We start from the raw sequence: 15,617 nt of genomic DNA, 5'->3' as shown, positions 1-15,617 counted from the left end.
CCTGATGGAGTTCAAAGTGGAACTTTTGGAGGACATCAAGGCACTATTGCAAAACCACAACGGGACTATGGCCAAGAAATGGCTCAAATCCAATGAAGTCCGGGAACTCTTGGGCATTTCCCCGGGAACCTTACAGAATTTGCGCATCAATGGCACATTGCCCTATACCAAAATAGGAGGGGTGCTCTATTACGATCAGCGGGAGATCATGGAAGTACTGGAACGGAACAAAGTCAATAAAACCTTCTAGGGGTTTGGAGGGCATCAATTATATCAAGCACCTGAACGGTGTCTTTGACCAATTTGCCAAGGACAACCGTTTGAACCCGACCCATATCAGTCTGTACGTAGCCCTTTTTCAGCTTTGGAACCATAATTTTTTTAGGGAGGAATTCCATATCAACAGGGAAGAGGTAATGGATTTTTCAAAAATAGGTTCCAAGTCCACTTACCATAAATGTATCAAGCAGTTGAGCCATTGGAACTATTTGCTATATATTCCATCCCATAACCCTTTTAAGGGGAGCCGTATCAAGATGTTCAATTTTGGGACAAGTGATGGACAAGCTGTGTACCGAAGCCGTACCAAAAACGGGACAAGCAGTGGACAAGCACTGGTATCTATAATAAAACATATACAAACCAGATCAAACCATAAAAACATTACCAAACCGGATAATTTAAAAAATTTAATTCCGTTGGACTTTGAAAACAACAACAAACCTAACGGGCTTGGCCAACATCGGGATAACCTAAAAACTACCTCGGACAAGGATTACGGGGAACCACTATGAAACTGGACCATCCACATATCATCACGGAGGGCAACCTGACCTACCGCTTGGGGGAACTGAGCGGCAACAACATCCTATATGATTTTGACAAGATGCTCATCTATCTGGAGGCCAAGGGCAAGCTCATGTTTGGGGAACGGTTCAGGATCTACAAGGAAGACCGTGGGATATTGCTGAAACTCTGCAACTACATCATCAAGGACTATGACAACTGCAAAAAGGACGGCATCGACCCCAACAAGGGCCTGTTGCTGTCCGGGCCAGTGGGCTGTGGCAAGACCAGTCTGATGCGGCTATTGAAATTCCTTGTGCCTTACCAAAAACCGTATTCCGTCATTCCCAGCCGAAACATCGTGTTCGGGTTCAGCCACATTGGTTTCAAGGTCATTGAGGATTACGGTAACGGGCAGTACTATTGTTTTGATGACCTTGGCGTGGAACCCACGGGGAGACATTATGGAAAGGATTGCAACGTGATGGGGGAGATCCTGTTATCTCGCTACGAGCTTTTTGTCAACCAGCAGATCAAGACCCATTGCACCACCAATCTCAATGCCAAGGAGCTAGAGGAGCGCTATGGTAAACGGGTAAGGAGCCGCATGCGGCAGATGTTCAATCTGGTGGCCTTTGAAAAGGACAGCAAGGACAAGCGCAAATAACTTCGTTGCCGTTTGAGCACCATTCCCAATAGTTTCCCAATTATCTTGATGAACTCCACTAAAAATGCTTTTATGGTTCCAGGTTTTTAAAATTGTCAATGCCCAACAGGATGGCAAGGGCCACGGCCCTGATTTTCCTGCCATTTACAAAATAGCCTGCTTCATCCTGGTGGGATAGGAAGGCCAATTCGACCAATACCGCAGGATAATGGATAAGCTCTCGCAAGACCTGAAAATTGCTGGTTTTGACGCCTCGGTCATCGATGCCAAGGTTGTCCACTGCTTCAACCAAAATCGATACGCCAAGTTCCAGGGATTCCTTGCAACGGTTCTGTGAATTGTGGATATATACCTCCATGCCTTTTGCTTTCGAATTTTCTGCATGGTTACAGTGCAGCGACACCAACACATCGGCCTGAGGGGCTTTTGCCAATCCGGAGCGATCTCCAAGGGATATGAGGGTATCGGTGTACCGTGTTAGATAGATGTCATAGGTTCCATCCAAAAGTGTACGGTTCCACCGAACTATTTCCTTGGCGATTGTTAAGGCCACATCCTTTTCCTTGACCCCATTGGTTCCGATGGCTCCCGGATGGGTGCCGCCATGTCCGGGGTCAATGACCAGAATCTCTTTATCAGGTATTTCTTGACCAAAAATGACGCACATTTTGAGCATCAAAAAACAAAAACTGACTTTTTTGAGGGTTTTGTAAAAGTGGGGTTTTCGGGTTATCAACATAGCGTTCCTGTTTTCACATATAATTTGATGTCAATTTGCACCAATGGGAAACAAATCGAATCAAAAAATATATTATTAACAAAAAACTGATTATCAGATATTTGTGTGTCAATATACGGTAATTTTCGAATATCGAAATCGTCCAGAATTTAAACATTTACGATATGAGAAAATCACATTTTATTACCATTCTTTTTTTGTTCTTCTCCAGTTCCATTCTGGCCCAGATCGGAGGCATTGAGGATTCGGTCAATGACATTTCCGATACCATACGGGCCATCTTCCCCATTATCCTGGGCGTCATCTTTTTAGTAGGCTTCCTGTTCAATGCAGGCCATTTCTTCGGCGAGAACGCCGACCTTAAAAAAGGCATCACCCGGGTATTGGTCTTTGTCCTTATAGCCGGGGCCGTTGTGGGCATTTTCACCTACCTCATTGGAATCGTGGTCTAGGATGAAAACCTACCCCACATATCGTAACATCCGAAAACAGGCCATGGTCTTGGGGCTCCCCATATCCTTTTTTGCCCTACAGATGGTATCGGTCATCGGTTCCCTATTGATCATCATCTTTTCCTTCCATTTTGGTGTCATCGTGGGCCTACTGCTGTTCAATGCCCTACTCTATGGGGCATTGGGCCGGTGGGTCAAAAAGCCCTTTCCCGTCAAGGTCAAGAACACCTTTCCCAGCACTATCAGCAATAAACGACTTAGTCCTTTGAACCATGCATAAGATCAACCTGAACGCACATCATCCCATCCTGGATATTCAAAACCATACCGTCTTTGCCAGCAACGGCAATGTGGTCTTTTGCCATACAGTGGAACTCCCCGAAGTGTATTCCCTTTCCGAAAGGGATTTTGAGAAACTCCACGGGACTTGGTTCCAAGCGTTCAAATCCTTGCCCAAGGGCACGATCATCCATAAACAGGATGTCTATCAAAAACTAGGCTACACGGCTGAGCAACTCAACAAGAATACCTTTTTGGAAAAGGCCACACATGACCATTTCAAAGGAAGGGAGTATATAAAACACGATGGGTATCTCTTCTTTGTACTCCCATTGGACAAAGTGCTCAATGCCTCCAAATATGTGAATCCCTTTCGTAAAACTGCAAAGGGATACCATAGAAAACTGGACTTACAAGTGGCCGAGTTCATCACTGCTGTGAATGACGCTGTTTCCTATATCAACAATGCGAAGCACATTACCCTACATCCCATGGAACCAAAGGAGATTTTGGCCCATACCCATGAATACTTCAATGGGTTCAACCTGGATTTTGACACGGATATATTATTGAAAAACAAACATATCGAGATTGGGGACCATTATTTTGATACTATGGCCATCAACAGTGAGCTCTGCTTTGGCGAATCAGTGCAAAGCAGTACTTCCAATAGCAGGTTCACTTCGGATGATTTTACCTTCCACCAAGGCTTTTTGGACGGTTTGGGATTGGACCTCAAGGAAAACCATATTGTCAACCATATCCTATATCTGGATGACAAACAAAAATGGCGCAAGCTACTGGACAAAAAAATTGAAGAGCTCTCCAAAAGCTCCAATTTCGGGACCCAGAACCAAGGTGATCCTTAAAAGGATCCAACAAATTGTCGATCAAATCAATCAAGATGATAGTTCCCGCATTATCCGTGGACATCTGAACATCATTTGCTGGCACCAAGAACAACATTGTTTAAAGCAGATCACTTCCAAAATCAAGGCGGAATTTAAGGAGCTTGACATGGTACCCTACCATCCCAATGGGGAGGAACGCAAACACTACTTTCTGAATTCCCATCCTTGTCACGCCTCCAACTTCTCCAATGAAGACCTTTATGTCTCCGACATGAAACACGCCCTTTGCCTTTACATCAACAACACCAACTATAAATCCGATGACACAGGAATCATCTTTAACGACCGCCAGTACAATATCCCGGTGCTCAAGGATGTCTGGGATGAAGAAAAGCGCCGTATCAAGGCCAGGAACTTTGCCATTTTCGCCCCTACCGGGGAAGGCAAATCCTTTCTGGCCAACAACATCCTTCGGCAATACTTCGAGGCGCGCGTTCGATTGGTCATCATTGACCTTGGAGGATCCTATGCCAAGTTTGCCCACCTCTACCCCGATCAGCATATCATACTGCGCTATGAGCAGGGGAAAAACCTGGGCATAAACCCCTTTTACCTATCAAATCCCGCAGACTTAAGTCCCGAGCGTTTGGAGGATCTTGCCCTTTTTCTGCTTGAACTCTTGGCAGAAGAAAAAGTGAACAAATCACGGGAAGTGGCCGTCAAAAAAGTTGTACTCCATTATTACAAACACATCCAAGGGGAACATTCCCTGGCCTCCCTATACCGTTTTGTGGATCAACGAAAAGATACCTTGATCCAAGAGCTACAACTCAAGGAAACCGATTTCAATGTCTATAGTTTTTTGCATATCCTCTCCGAATATGTGAAAGATGGCCCATACAGTTTTCTGTTTCATACAAGCGGAGATCAGACCTATACCCTTGAGGACAAACAATTGATCGTCTTCGAACTGGACGAGATCAAGGACAACAAGGAAATACTATCGGTGATGCTCAAGCTCATCAAATCGGCCATTCAACGTACCATATGGCGAAATCGCTCTGAGCGGGGCATCATCCTTTTTGATGAGTTCGCCAAACAATTGAAGTTTCCCAATGTGTTGGAAAGCGTGGAGTTCTATTATCAGGCTATCCGCAAACAGAACGGGGCCATTGGCATTATTCTCCAATCCATCAACCAATTGCCCGAAAACGCTACTTCGGCCAGTATCCTGGAAAACACCCAGGTCATTTATAGCCTCAAGAACGAGAAGGGATATGAGGCCCTAAAAAATAGACTGAACCTGTCCAGTCATGACCTGAACCAGCTCAAATCCATCCGAAACAACCTGACCGGGGACCGAAAGTACACGGAGGTCTTTATCAAAATCGGCAAGGAAAGCAATGTGTTTCGATTGGAGGTACCCCCTGAGGTCCATGCTGCCTATCTGACCGATGGCAATGAAAACGAACGCATCATGCAGCTCTATGAACAAACCCAAGATATGGAACAAGCCATCACTGAATTTATACATCAAAAAAACTTGACAACATGAACAAAAAGAAAAAACAAAACATAAGAAGAAGCGCCTATACTTTCGGCTTAGTCATGGCCATGGCATTTTTATTGCCTGCAGGCGCTGCCTGCCAAGGGATGCCGGTATATGACAACACGAATTTCATCAGTATGACCAAGTCATTATTGGAATCGGCCAAGCAGACCTCGGAACTCTTAAAGACCGTGGAGTTTTTGAAAGAACAAAAGGAAAATATTGTCAAGGTCAACAATACCATCAAACAACTGAAGGCGGTCAAGGAACTGGCCAAGAACAATGAGATCTTGTTCCAAACCGTCCAAAACGACCTCAGGGACATTCTGAACTCTCCCTATATCAAGGCCAATGAGGTGGCACAAATATCCGACTCCTTTGAGGACATCATGGACACGGCCATCGACGATCTGGATTTTGTCAACCAAATCCTCTCCAGTGACTTTTTGAAGATGACGGATGCCGAACGAACGGCCATTTTGATGAAAAAGAAAGTACAATCCCAGGAAATGGTGGCCGAATTGGAAGTCAAGACCCGTCGCTATCGGGAGATCATCTCTTTTCGGAAGATGCAGGACATTATCAATAACCGCCCACTCAATGGGGTTTATTAGAAGTTCGATATGCTGCAAGTGATTTTTCTGAACATTGGCTTGGAATATGTGGATGCGGTCTTTCAGACCATCAAGGACAGTGACTTTTCCCAGTACACTATGGTAGGGATGAAGACCTTGGCCGTACTGTTGTTCTTGGTCAATATCCTCAAAAAATACAATGAGGGCATTGCATCCACCGACGGCCATACGTGGGGACTTACCCCCACCGAACTGGCCAAAAACTTTGTCATTGTACTCTTGGTCATCTTCTCCACAGAGGTATTGGGTGTATTTGACGGCATCCTTGTGGCCATTGAATCCCAATACCGGGACACGGCTCCGGCACTCCTCCCCTTACAGCTACAGGATGTGGATCTGGAACGGGATGTGGGTGCCTTGGAAGCCGCCAAAAAAGCCATGGCCATCCTATATGAGGCTTTGGTCACGCCCTTGTACGGACTTAAAATGTTGGCCTTTATCATCGGAGTGCTATTATGGTTACTGGATATTTTCATCTATCCCCTGTTCTTGGCCGAACGGTATTTCCTGTTGGGGATCTTACAGGCCTTTTTCCCTTTGATCATTAGCCTATCGGTATTTGAAAAGTTCCGAAGCCTGGCCTATACCTATTTCAAATTATACGCAGGGGTCTATATGCTGGTACCTGCCTTTTTTCTGGTCAATGTCTTTGTCAACAACCTCTATACGGAGATCAACACCAATTTTTGGAGCAGCCTCTTTGGGACGGATTGGGGCAATGAGTTCTTTGCCCCTATCATTGAGTTTGGCTCCATCGGCTTCATTGTACTGCTCAAGTTCAAACTCTATCGAAAGGCTACCAGCTTTACCCTGCGATTGTTCACTGGATAAACCCAATAGCAAATGAAAACACCTTTTAAAAACATACAACAACAACTGCGATTGAACCGTTGGGTAGTCCTCTCGGTGGTCCTTGTTTCGGGATTCGTCTGTATCATATCTGTTATCCTAGTAACCCGAATCCACCAAAAAAGCCTGAAGAGTGCCTTTATGATCAAGGATACCGGCGATGTCATCCCCTTGAAACTCATCGACCAACGGGATAACCTTGAAGTGGAGGCCCTGGCCCATCTGGAGCAATTTCATCGTTGGTTTTACGGAGTCGATGCAGCCAATTATGAGCAACATATGGAAAAGGCCCTATGGTTGGGCAATGCTTCGGTGGATGCCCTGTACAGGCAAAAGAAGGCCGATGGTTTTTACAATCGCTTGCTACAATATTCCCTGGTCCAACAAGTGGAGCGTATCGATTCCAAGATCGACATCACCACGGAACCCTACCGCTTCGAAACCCGAACCGTGTTTCATATCAACAGGGGCAGTGTCACGGACACCTATGAACTGCTCACCTCGGGCAAACTCATCCCAGTGGATAGGAACTTTCCCCATAATCCACATGGGTTGTTGATCACTGATTTTTATGAAAACTCACTCCGAAAATTGGAAAAAAATGAAACTGCAGAAAAATAAAATCGTATTTGTACTGGTCTTGGTCTGTGTGGTCCTGTTTATCACCGCTTATTCCCTGCTCACTTTTGGCAAGGAGCAAGAGCCCGAACTGAACATGGACCAAATCCCATTACCTGACCTTGAGGAATCCCCTAAAGCATATGAATCCAAATTGGAGGCCTTAGAAGCCATCAAAGAAGAACGAGAGATTACAGCACCTCCAATGTATCCCGAGCATATGGTGGATGACAAGGGCTACTTCAACCCCGACTATATGGAGTATGAAAAGCAACGTATCATCGATAGCATTTATGTGGCAGCACAGGACGCGCCATTACCACCAAAACGGGCCACGACCCTCCCTGTCTCCAAACCAAAGAGGGAAAACCCAATACTTTCCGACTCCGCTCCCATAACCAAAAACATTGAAACCAATGAACTCGCTTTGGAACACCGGCTTTTCTTTGCCTCTGACCCAGAATCCAATGCCGATTTCTCAATGGCAACACCTACAGTACGGGTCAACGGCAACCAACAGATCAGAGAGGGGCAGCGCTTGGACTTGATGCTCACTTCCGCCATTACGATAAATGGCACCCACCTGCCCAAATATTCCCACGTATATGGCTTTGTCAAGATCCGTCCCAACCGGGTATTGGTGGAGGTTTCCCAAATTGACAATCATCCCGTATCACTCAAAGCGTATGATCTTCAGGATGGCATGGAAGGTATCTATGTAGAAAACCACTTGCGGGGTGCCATCGTGAACCAAGGGCTGGATGAGACCATGCGGGAGGTCAATATCCCAGGGGTTCCTCAATTGGGGGGCATCAAGAGTCTCTTCCGAAAGGACAATCGTACCATCAAAGTGGACATCCCCAATAACTATCAACTCATCTTAAAACCCTGATCATGTATTTAAAACACCTCTACATATTCATCATCATTTCAACCCTATCGATAAAGGCATTTGGCCAACGCGCCTTGGACACCATTTATGCCAATGACAACAAGAATGTGGCCTTGTTTTTTCCCAACCCTGTTCGAAAAGCGATTACCGGACACCAGAATTTTGTATTTACCTATGATAGGGATAATGAAGCACATTACGGTCTATTGCAAGCAACACCTGGACAGGAAAGTAATCTACTGGTGATTACCTCTGATGGTTCGGTATACAGCTATAACCTTATATATTCCGAGGATATCTCTCGATATACTCACTTTATTAGGACAGATGATCGGATTGGATACGCCCATCCCATGTATGAAGCCAAAAATCAATCCTATCAAGAAAGGGATTCGTTGACCCAAGAACGGGAATCATATCAAAGGATAAGTGAAATGCTCATGACTCAAAAACCTGGACGCTTGGCGGTCCGCCGTAAAAACGGAATGCTTTTTAGGTTGGAGCAGATGGTTTATCAGGGTAAGCAAGTGTATTTTGTCTTTCAAATCAGTAACCGGTCCGGGATTGATTTTGAGGTAGGTGCTTTAGAGTTGAACATCATTTTGGGAAGTCATAAAAAAAGGACTGCCTATCAGGAAACACCACTGGGGATTTCCTATGTTTATAAACGCCCACAAATTGTAAAGAAAGGAAAAATAAAACGGTTTGTTTACGTTGTGCCCAAGTTCGTATTGGCGGACAAAGAGCGATTACAGGTGAGTTTATATGAGTTAAATGGTTCAAGGCTTCTTTCATTGCAAAGGCCATGAGCATGGAGCTTTTGTTCCTGGTGTACGAAGAATATGGAAATTCACCTACCTGTACTAAATTTTACAGGTTTTTTTAAAATCTAAGAATACTTCGCCTTCTATGGCTTTTTTGGCATAGTCTTGGTTTTAATAAGGGTCAATTGACCATTTTATGAAATTGCGATACCTTGCTTTGCTCCCCTTGTATGTAAACAATATCTCCCTGTTTCAATATTTCATCAGGCTGTACGGTATCCAACATTACATTCTTTCGTTTGATTGCTAAAATGGTTATCCCGTAGTTCGCTCTTAGATTTAACTTGTTCAGTGGCTTTCCTAAAAACTTATTGCTGTCCGAAACAAGTCTTAAGCAGGTAATATTGAAATCGGCAATGTTTTTGGGACGATAACTTTTTTGAAGCTTTAGTTCACTTTTGAACAATTGATAATTGTCCGCACGCACTTTATCCACGAGTTGATCGATGTCATTCTCAGGAACAAGGAAATTTTGAAGCACGTGTGCAAATATCTGTACGGAGGTTTCAAACTCTTCCGGTATTACATCATCGGCCCCCAATGCGATGAGTTCTGAAGTTTCTTTGACATACCTTGTTCGTACCACAAGGTAAATGGAGTCGGAGTAGGACCTTATATTTTTAATGATGGTCTCGGTGGCTTGGTTGTCGGAAATAGCGATTACGGCTGCCCTGGCATCGGGGAGGTTGACCGCTTGAAGAATGTGATCCTGCGTCGCGTCACCATAAAGTATGGGAACCCCTTTGGCTTTCTGTTGACGCACAGCTTCGGCATTCATCTCGATAATGATATAGGGAATGTTATTGGCCGCTGCCGCCTTGGCCAGATTGCTGCCATTGATGCCATACCCGATGATGACCAGATGGTTTTTCAGTTTATTTTCGTTCAATTCGGATATGCTTTTGTCTGAAACGAATGTGGGGTCCAAGCCTATTTTTTTGGATACCCCGATAAACTTATTGGCAATTCTTTCTGAAAAGATGATGATAAAGGGGGTCAGTATCATGGAAACGATGGATACCGACAGGAAATATTGATTCGTTTGTTCGTTGATCAACCCGTATTCGATTCCGATCCTTGATAATATAAAGGCGAATTCCCCAATTTGAAAAAGTGAAAGTCCGGTGAGCAGTACCGTTCTTGTGGGATAATTCAATACCGCAACAGCCAGCCCTGCAACGATTGACTTGATAACGAACACCCCCAATACCAAGAGCAGTATCAATGGAATATTGCCCAGAAAAAAGTTGAGGTCGAGCAACATGCCCACCGATACAAAGAAAAAACTGGTAAAAAGCTCCCGAAAGGGCAGGATGACACTGGTGGCCTGATGGCTGTATTCGGATTCCGATATGATCAGTCCTGCTATAAAAGCTCCCAATGCCAAGGATAAACCAATTTCAGATGTGAGAAATGCAACGGCAAAACAGAAAGTAATAGTGACCAATAAGAACAATTCCTTACTGTTCGTTTTGGCCACTGCATGCATCAAGTTGGGCACGACATAGCGTGTACTGATAACAGTAATCACCAATACGACCGCAAATTTTATTATAAGGGAAAGGATACTGAGTCCAACATTGTCCGATACCCCTGCGATCAACGGGGTGATGAGCATCATGGGAACCACTATGATATCCTGAAAGATCAAGATGGCCAGGGCATTTTTACCGTGCGGGGCAGAAATTTCATTTCGGTCCTGCAATGTTTTGAGCACAACGGCTGTACTTGACAAGGAAAACAAGAAGCCAACAAAGACCGATTCGCTCCAGGAGTAACCGAGTAAATAATAGATGCTCCCCGTTATGATCGCTGTAAGCCCAACTTGTAAAAGCCCACCGACCACTACCGTTTTCTTTATTGATGCCAACTGTTTTAGGGAAAGTTCCATTCCAATAACAAAAAGCAATAGGATGACACCGATCTCGGATAGAATCTCGACTTGTTCCACGGCAGTGATCAAACTCAGTCCAAAGGGACCTATGATGATCCCGGTCAACAAAAACCCTATGATAGAAGGTAGTTTGAGTTTTTGCAATACAAAAACAATAATCGTGGAAAAACCGAGAAGTATCAGGATGTCCTGCAATAAAGGTATGTGCATAGGTTTTTGTTGTATTTAACCGTTTATCTACTTCTTGTGGTCAAGCTTGTACCTGAAAAGTAACTACAAATATAAGCGGATCATCCTTCTTTCAAGTGGAATGATCCTGGTTCCTGCCGAGTCCATTCACGCTTGATGCTATGGTAGTTAAGTGGTTGTTTTCCTTAGTATTGAGGTAAATTAATCCTAAATGGTCCTGTCCTTTTTTATTCAGAACAGTCTCATCGGATTCCATTTGTTAAAAGGTGCTGCTTATAAAGGTTCAAAAAACGTGTTCTTTTCAGCTTCTTACATTTTTTTCCTTAACCTTTGGATTCGGTTTTTGGTAGGAGAGACCATCCATTGTATACTTCTTGAAAACCTACCATCGGTGGGATACTTTCTTTGGTGCGTGATATTGTTGAATATCAGGGCCACCAATAGCAGGATGACCACTCCTGACAATACTGGGAACAATACATAAAGATAACCCAGTGATTTGATATGGTCCGTACCTATCACTGAAATCAAGGCGGTTGCTCCACCAGGTGGGTGGAGGCTTTTTGTGAATTGCATGGCCACGATCGATAGGGATACGGCCAAAGGTGCACTGACCCAAATAGGTTCAGGTATCACTTTATATACCGTGACCCCGATAATTGCAGAAATCAGGTGTCCCCCGATCAAATTTCTGGGTTGTGCCAACGGGCTTTGAACGGCTCCATAGATCAAAACACAAGTGGCACCGAACGAACCGATAAGGAAAACATTTTCCAAGGGCAGCAAATACAGGCTTTGTAAATAACCTATCAGGGCAACACCTATAAAGGAACTGATAAATGACCAAAAGGTTTCTTTACGGTCCACTAGGGTTTCCTTATAGAAGATATACTTGCTGATTCTATAATTACGTTTGATTTTTTCCTTGATCATAGACCGGTTTTGCCCAGCAAATATAGGGATGCATACCGATTTCAATTATAAACGGATCTGTTTCCCAAGGACTGAACGTTGCAACGAATCGTACCAATGATGCTTTGTATGTAGTTTTCATGGGACTTGCACGATGAATGTGTGAATGGAGCAAATACCATGCTCTTACGAATGTTACAAAATACTTGTTTTCTGTTACGTAATTAGGACTTTCCATCTAATGGGTCAAGCAGCTTTTGAGTTGTATGCCAACAATACTTGACCAACAGAAAGCATTCTTTTGTTCAAAAATATGGCTTATCCGAGCTTACATTTCCTCCAAGGCAATGTTGGCATGGGAATAGGCAGCTCCCGCCCGCATTTCGGCCGCAACCCAAATGGCCTCCATAATTTCCTCCTTGTTTGCGCCTTTGCGCAATGCCATAGGGGTATGCGCTTTGATACACCAGGGGCATTGGGTAACATGAGCCACAGCGACTGCTATGAGCTGTTTGGTCTTTTCATCCAAAACACCATCCTTGAACACGGAGCGGCTAAAATTACGCCAAGCTTTATGTTGCTCTGGGGCGAGGTCGGCTTTCTTTATTGCAATTTCCTTTTTGTTGTCCATTATAATTTAATTTAAGGGATGGAACAATTTAGTTCGACATCCGAGGTTATGAGGTATGTATTGTGATAAAGTGACCTCCATTACGGAACTTTCGTCAAGCAATCAAATTATCCAGATATCGTGGTCTGCTGTTCACATGGTATATGCTGGCATTCCTTTTTAAATAAAATATATTTCAGAGTCCTGGGCCATGATAACAAGTGCTTTGAATTCCTTTAGTGCTGTAAGGGTATGTTCCTTTTTGGCGGGAATGATAAGTATATTGCCTACCTCAAGTTTGTGTTCGGTGTCGGGCATTTTTATAAGAACAGCACCCTTCTTGATGACAACGACTGCTTCCCCCGTACTGTGGTGTGGAGGCATAAACATGCCGTAATTCCCTTCAATCTGCAAAACCTTATGGGTTTCACCATGTGACAAATTCTTTAATCGAGGTCTATTCATTGTTTCCATATTCAAAAGCTTTGTAACGTTCCCCATTGTTCCTTTTCCGTCCTCGTCCATAGCGTAGGGAAAAATATCCGCTCTTGGAACTTTGGATGTAAATAGGTTTTCCATTGGAATCCATCATACTGGTCTACTATGCAGCAGTGTATTATGTGTAGGGAACTTTAATGAAATTCCCAGAACTATGGGACATCAATTAAAAGACCCATGTACCTTTATGGTCAAAACGTTTCAAGCGCTATGATAAATACTGAGCAGAAATTAAAGGAGAGGGTTAAAGAGTTGACCTGTCTCTACGAGGTCACTTCGATTATCGTGAATTCCGGCTATGATGAACTGTCCACTTCCCTGGAAGCTATTGCCTATTGTTTGAAAAGGGGGTGGCGGTTTCCTGAAGATGCCGAAGCTGCAGTATCCATTGGTACTTATCAGGTGCAGACCAGTGGGTTCGACAAGCAAATGAACCTCCTATCTTGTGATGTCATTGTGTTCAATAAGGTAGAAGGGACCATATCCGTGGGGTATCCGGCCTCAGACTATTCCGATGAAGACTTTCTTCCAGAAGAAAAGACCCTGCTCAAGAATGTGTGCCTTGCCGTGGGCAACCTCATGGAACGTAAGCAGATCCATGACAGCGAAGCGGAAACGAAAAGACAAATGGAGCGTAATGACCGTTTGCATATCATGGGAGAGATTACTGCCGGAATAGCCCATGAACTGAATACTCCCTTGGCCAATATTTTGGGATTTACCGAATTATTGATGGATGAAGCTACCGATACGGGGACCAAAAGGGATTTACAAACGATTTTGGACAATGCCATCTTCAGTAGGGAAATCGTAAAAAAATTGATGTTCTTTACCTGTGAAATGCCTCAACAGATGGAATTGGTCGAGCTCAATAAAGTAGTGGACAGTGTGATACGTCTGATGGGACCCTCACTTAGAGCGAAACAATTATCGGTCATCAAATCCTACGACAACGACGATTTAAGGATTCGGGCCAATACCGTCCAATTGACCCAGGTCATGTTCAACCTCATTATGAATGCGGCTTATTACTCACCCGTACGCGGAGAGATCAAGGTGGAGGTGCTTAGCACGAAGCAAAAAATCATCATCAATATCGTCGATCAAGGAGAAGGGATTGCACCTGGTCAAGAAAACAAGATATTTGAACCTTTTTATACTACTAAACCAATCGGGGAAGGGACCGGCCTTGGTCTGAGCGTCGTTCACGGTATCATCAAAAGTTATAAGGGTAGTATTGTACATAGGCCCAATGTGCCAAAAGGTACTATTTTTACCATTGAGTTTCCAAATTGACGCCTATGCCATTGAACAAAGAGAACATTCTTATCGTAGATGATGACATCAAGATCTTAGAGTTGTTGGCAAGAAGGCTCAAAGAGTTCGACTACCATGTTTTTAAGGCGATATCGGTTAAGGAAGCCTTGTTTATATTAAAGGATACCCCTATAGACCTGTTGATTACGGATATTCAAATGCCGGAAGTCGATGGCATTCAATTATTGAAGTATGTCAACGAACATTATCCCAGTATGCCAAAATTGGTGGTTACGGGATATCCATCCGTTGACGGCGCCTTGGAAGTAATCAAGTCCGGTGCCATGGATTATATGGCCAAGCCTTTTACAAAAGCAGAACTCAAAATGGCCGTGGAAAGAGCATTGGAACAGGGGAGAGCGCAACAGGTATCCCTTGTAACAGTTCCATCCCAGAAGAAAAACCTACCGTTCAAGGACATGGTGGGCGAATCCCCGGCCTTCAATCAAGTACTTTCCATTATAGACAGGGTCAAGGATAACCGGGCAACGGTATTGATACATGGTGAGAGCGGCACCGGTAAGGAACTGGTAGCGCGGGCCATCCATTATTCGGGAAAATACAGTAAAGGCCCCTTTATTGCCGTGAACTGTGGGGCCATTCCGGACAACTTGCAAGAAGCGGAATTGTTTGGATATACCAAAGGGGCATTTACCGGTGCTGATCAAGACCGCAGCGGTTTTTTTCAGGCAGCATCCGGGGGTACGCTCTTTTTGGACGAAATAGGGACCGCCTGTTTGGATGTGCAGACCAAATTATTGAGGGCATTGCAAGAAAAGGAAATTACCAAGGTGGGTTCCAGAACTTCGGAAAAGGTTGATCTTCGCATTGTTGCGGCCACCAATATGGATGTCTTGGAAGAAATCAAGAAAAAAAACTTTCGTGAGGATCTCTATTACCGTTTGACCGTTGTGGAGATAAAGGTACCCCCGTTGCGCCAACGAAAATCCGATATTTCCTTACTTGTAGATCGGTTCCTCCAAAAATACGGTATAGAGTATAGGGACCGTTTATTGCGAATCGATACGGAAGCCTTAAAGATATTGGAACGCTATC

17 protein-coding genes and 1 pseudogene are annotated in these 15,617 nt (G+C 44.1%); 13 read left to right on the top strand and 5 right to left on the bottom strand.

Features of this window, described 5'->3' with window-relative positions; translation table 11 throughout:
- Position 1 precedes the first annotated feature (1 nt).
- From K1F36_RS12535 to K1F36_RS12525, 3 genes are read left to right on the top strand one after another with little or no spacing between them, the layout of a single operon-like run.
- A complete protein-coding gene (locus K1F36_RS12535) occupies positions 2–250 on the top strand; it encodes a helix-turn-helix domain-containing protein (RefSeq protein ID WP_258539057.1) in 249 nt (82 codons plus the stop codon).
- A gap of 4 nt (positions 251–254) precedes the next feature.
- Complete coding sequence (locus tag K1F36_RS12530; RefSeq protein ID WP_220114137.1) at positions 255–794, top strand: hypothetical protein; 540 nt, start codon at positions 255–257, stop codon at positions 792–794.
- Positions 791–1,453: a P-loop NTPase family protein gene (locus K1F36_RS12525; protein WP_220114136.1), complete on the top strand. Its 663-nt coding sequence runs from the start codon at positions 791–793 to the stop codon at positions 1,451–1,453. The genes K1F36_RS12530 and K1F36_RS12525 overlap by 4 nt, the downstream gene beginning before the upstream one ends.
- Before the next feature lie 70 nt (positions 1,454–1,523).
- On the opposite strand, the gene K1F36_RS12520 is transcribed toward K1F36_RS12525, so the two are convergent.
- Positions 1,524–2,192, bottom strand: a complete 669-nt coding sequence (locus tag K1F36_RS12520) for an N-acetylmuramoyl-L-alanine amidase family protein (RefSeq protein ID WP_220114135.1) — start codon at positions 2,190–2,192, stop codon at positions 1,524–1,526.
- 164 nt (positions 2,193–2,356) lie between these two features.
- Between K1F36_RS12520 and K1F36_RS12515 the strand changes: the two genes are divergently transcribed.
- From K1F36_RS12515 to K1F36_RS12480, 8 genes and pseudogenes are all read left to right on the top strand, one after another.
- Entirely contained in the window at positions 2,357–2,644 is a 288-nt protein-coding gene (locus tag K1F36_RS12515) for a hypothetical protein (RefSeq protein WP_220114134.1), read from the top strand.
- 1 nt (position 2,645) lies between these two features.
- Positions 2,646–2,924, top strand: coding sequence for a hypothetical protein (locus K1F36_RS12510; RefSeq protein ID WP_220114133.1), 279 nt, complete (start codon positions 2,646–2,648; stop codon positions 2,922–2,924).
- Positions 2,917–5,329: pseudogene (locus K1F36_RS12505) on the top strand (TraG family conjugative transposon ATPase). Before K1F36_RS12510 ends, K1F36_RS12505 begins: the two are co-directional and overlap by 8 nt.
- The gene (locus K1F36_RS12500) at positions 5,326–5,937 is read left to right on the top strand and encodes a conjugal transfer protein (protein WP_220114132.1); all 612 of its coding nucleotides are present in this window, start codon (positions 5,326–5,328) and stop codon (positions 5,935–5,937) included. The pseudogene K1F36_RS12505 and the gene K1F36_RS12500 overlap by 4 nt, the downstream one beginning before the upstream one ends.
- 9 nt (positions 5,938–5,946) lie before the next feature.
- Positions 5,947–6,789 carry a hypothetical protein gene (locus K1F36_RS12495; RefSeq protein ID WP_220114131.1) on the top strand — a complete coding sequence of 281 codons (843 nt, stop codon included), beginning with the start codon at positions 5,947–5,949 and terminating at the stop codon, positions 6,787–6,789.
- A gap of 12 nt (positions 6,790–6,801) precedes the next feature.
- Positions 6,802–7,428, top strand: coding sequence for a conjugal transfer protein TraK (locus K1F36_RS12490; RefSeq protein ID WP_220114130.1), 627 nt, complete (start codon positions 6,802–6,804; stop codon positions 7,426–7,428).
- Positions 7,409–8,317, top strand: a complete 909-nt coding sequence (traM, locus tag K1F36_RS12485; RefSeq protein ID WP_220114129.1) for a conjugative transposon protein TraM — start codon at positions 7,409–7,411, stop codon at positions 8,315–8,317. The genes K1F36_RS12490 and traM overlap by 20 nt, the downstream gene beginning before the upstream one ends.
- Positions 8,318–8,319: 2 nt before the next feature.
- Positions 8,320–9,126, top strand: coding sequence for a DUF4138 domain-containing protein (locus K1F36_RS12480; RefSeq protein ID WP_220114128.1), 807 nt, complete (start codon positions 8,320–8,322; stop codon positions 9,124–9,126).
- A gap of 136 nt (positions 9,127–9,262) precedes the next feature.
- Here K1F36_RS12480 and K1F36_RS12475 read toward each other — a convergent pair whose 3' ends face one another.
- The 4 genes from K1F36_RS12475 to K1F36_RS12460 form a co-directional block, all read right to left on the bottom strand.
- Entirely contained in the window at positions 9,263–11,245 is a 1,983-nt protein-coding gene (locus K1F36_RS12475; RefSeq protein WP_220114127.1) for a monovalent cation:proton antiporter family protein, read from the bottom strand.
- A gap of 288 nt (positions 11,246–11,533) precedes the next feature.
- The gene (locus tag K1F36_RS12470; protein WP_220114126.1) at positions 11,534–12,157 is read right to left on the bottom strand and encodes an HPP family protein; all 624 of its coding nucleotides are present in this window, start codon (positions 12,155–12,157) and stop codon (positions 11,534–11,536) included.
- Positions 12,158–12,464: 307 nt separating this feature from the next.
- A complete protein-coding gene (locus tag K1F36_RS12465) occupies positions 12,465–12,767 on the bottom strand; it encodes a carboxymuconolactone decarboxylase family protein (RefSeq protein WP_220114125.1) in 303 nt (100 codons plus the stop codon).
- A 159-nt stretch (positions 12,768–12,926) separates the two neighbouring features.
- Complete coding sequence (locus tag K1F36_RS12460) at positions 12,927–13,325, bottom strand: cupin domain-containing protein (protein ID WP_258539056.1); 399 nt, start codon at positions 13,323–13,325, stop codon at positions 12,927–12,929.
- Between the two features lie 129 nt (positions 13,326–13,454).
- Here K1F36_RS12460 and K1F36_RS12455 point away from each other — a divergent pair, with 129 nt between their 5' ends.
- The gene (locus K1F36_RS12455; RefSeq protein WP_258539055.1) at positions 13,455–14,540 is read left to right on the top strand and encodes a sensor histidine kinase; all 1,086 of its coding nucleotides are present in this window, start codon (positions 13,455–13,457) and stop codon (positions 14,538–14,540) included.
- Positions 14,541–14,545: 5 nt separating this feature from the next.
- A partial coding sequence (locus K1F36_RS12450; RefSeq protein ID WP_220114123.1) for a sigma-54-dependent transcriptional regulator occupies positions 14,546–15,617 on the top strand: 1,072 nt, incomplete at its 3' end.

It is taken from the genome of Flagellimonas abyssi, from assembly GCF_019457905.1.
GTDB classification, from domain to species: domain Bacteria; phylum Bacteroidota; class Bacteroidia; order Flavobacteriales; family Flavobacteriaceae; genus Flagellimonas; species Flagellimonas abyssi.
Note: the sequence above shows the minus strand (reverse complement) of the source record. Positions and strands in the feature narration are given on the sequence as shown.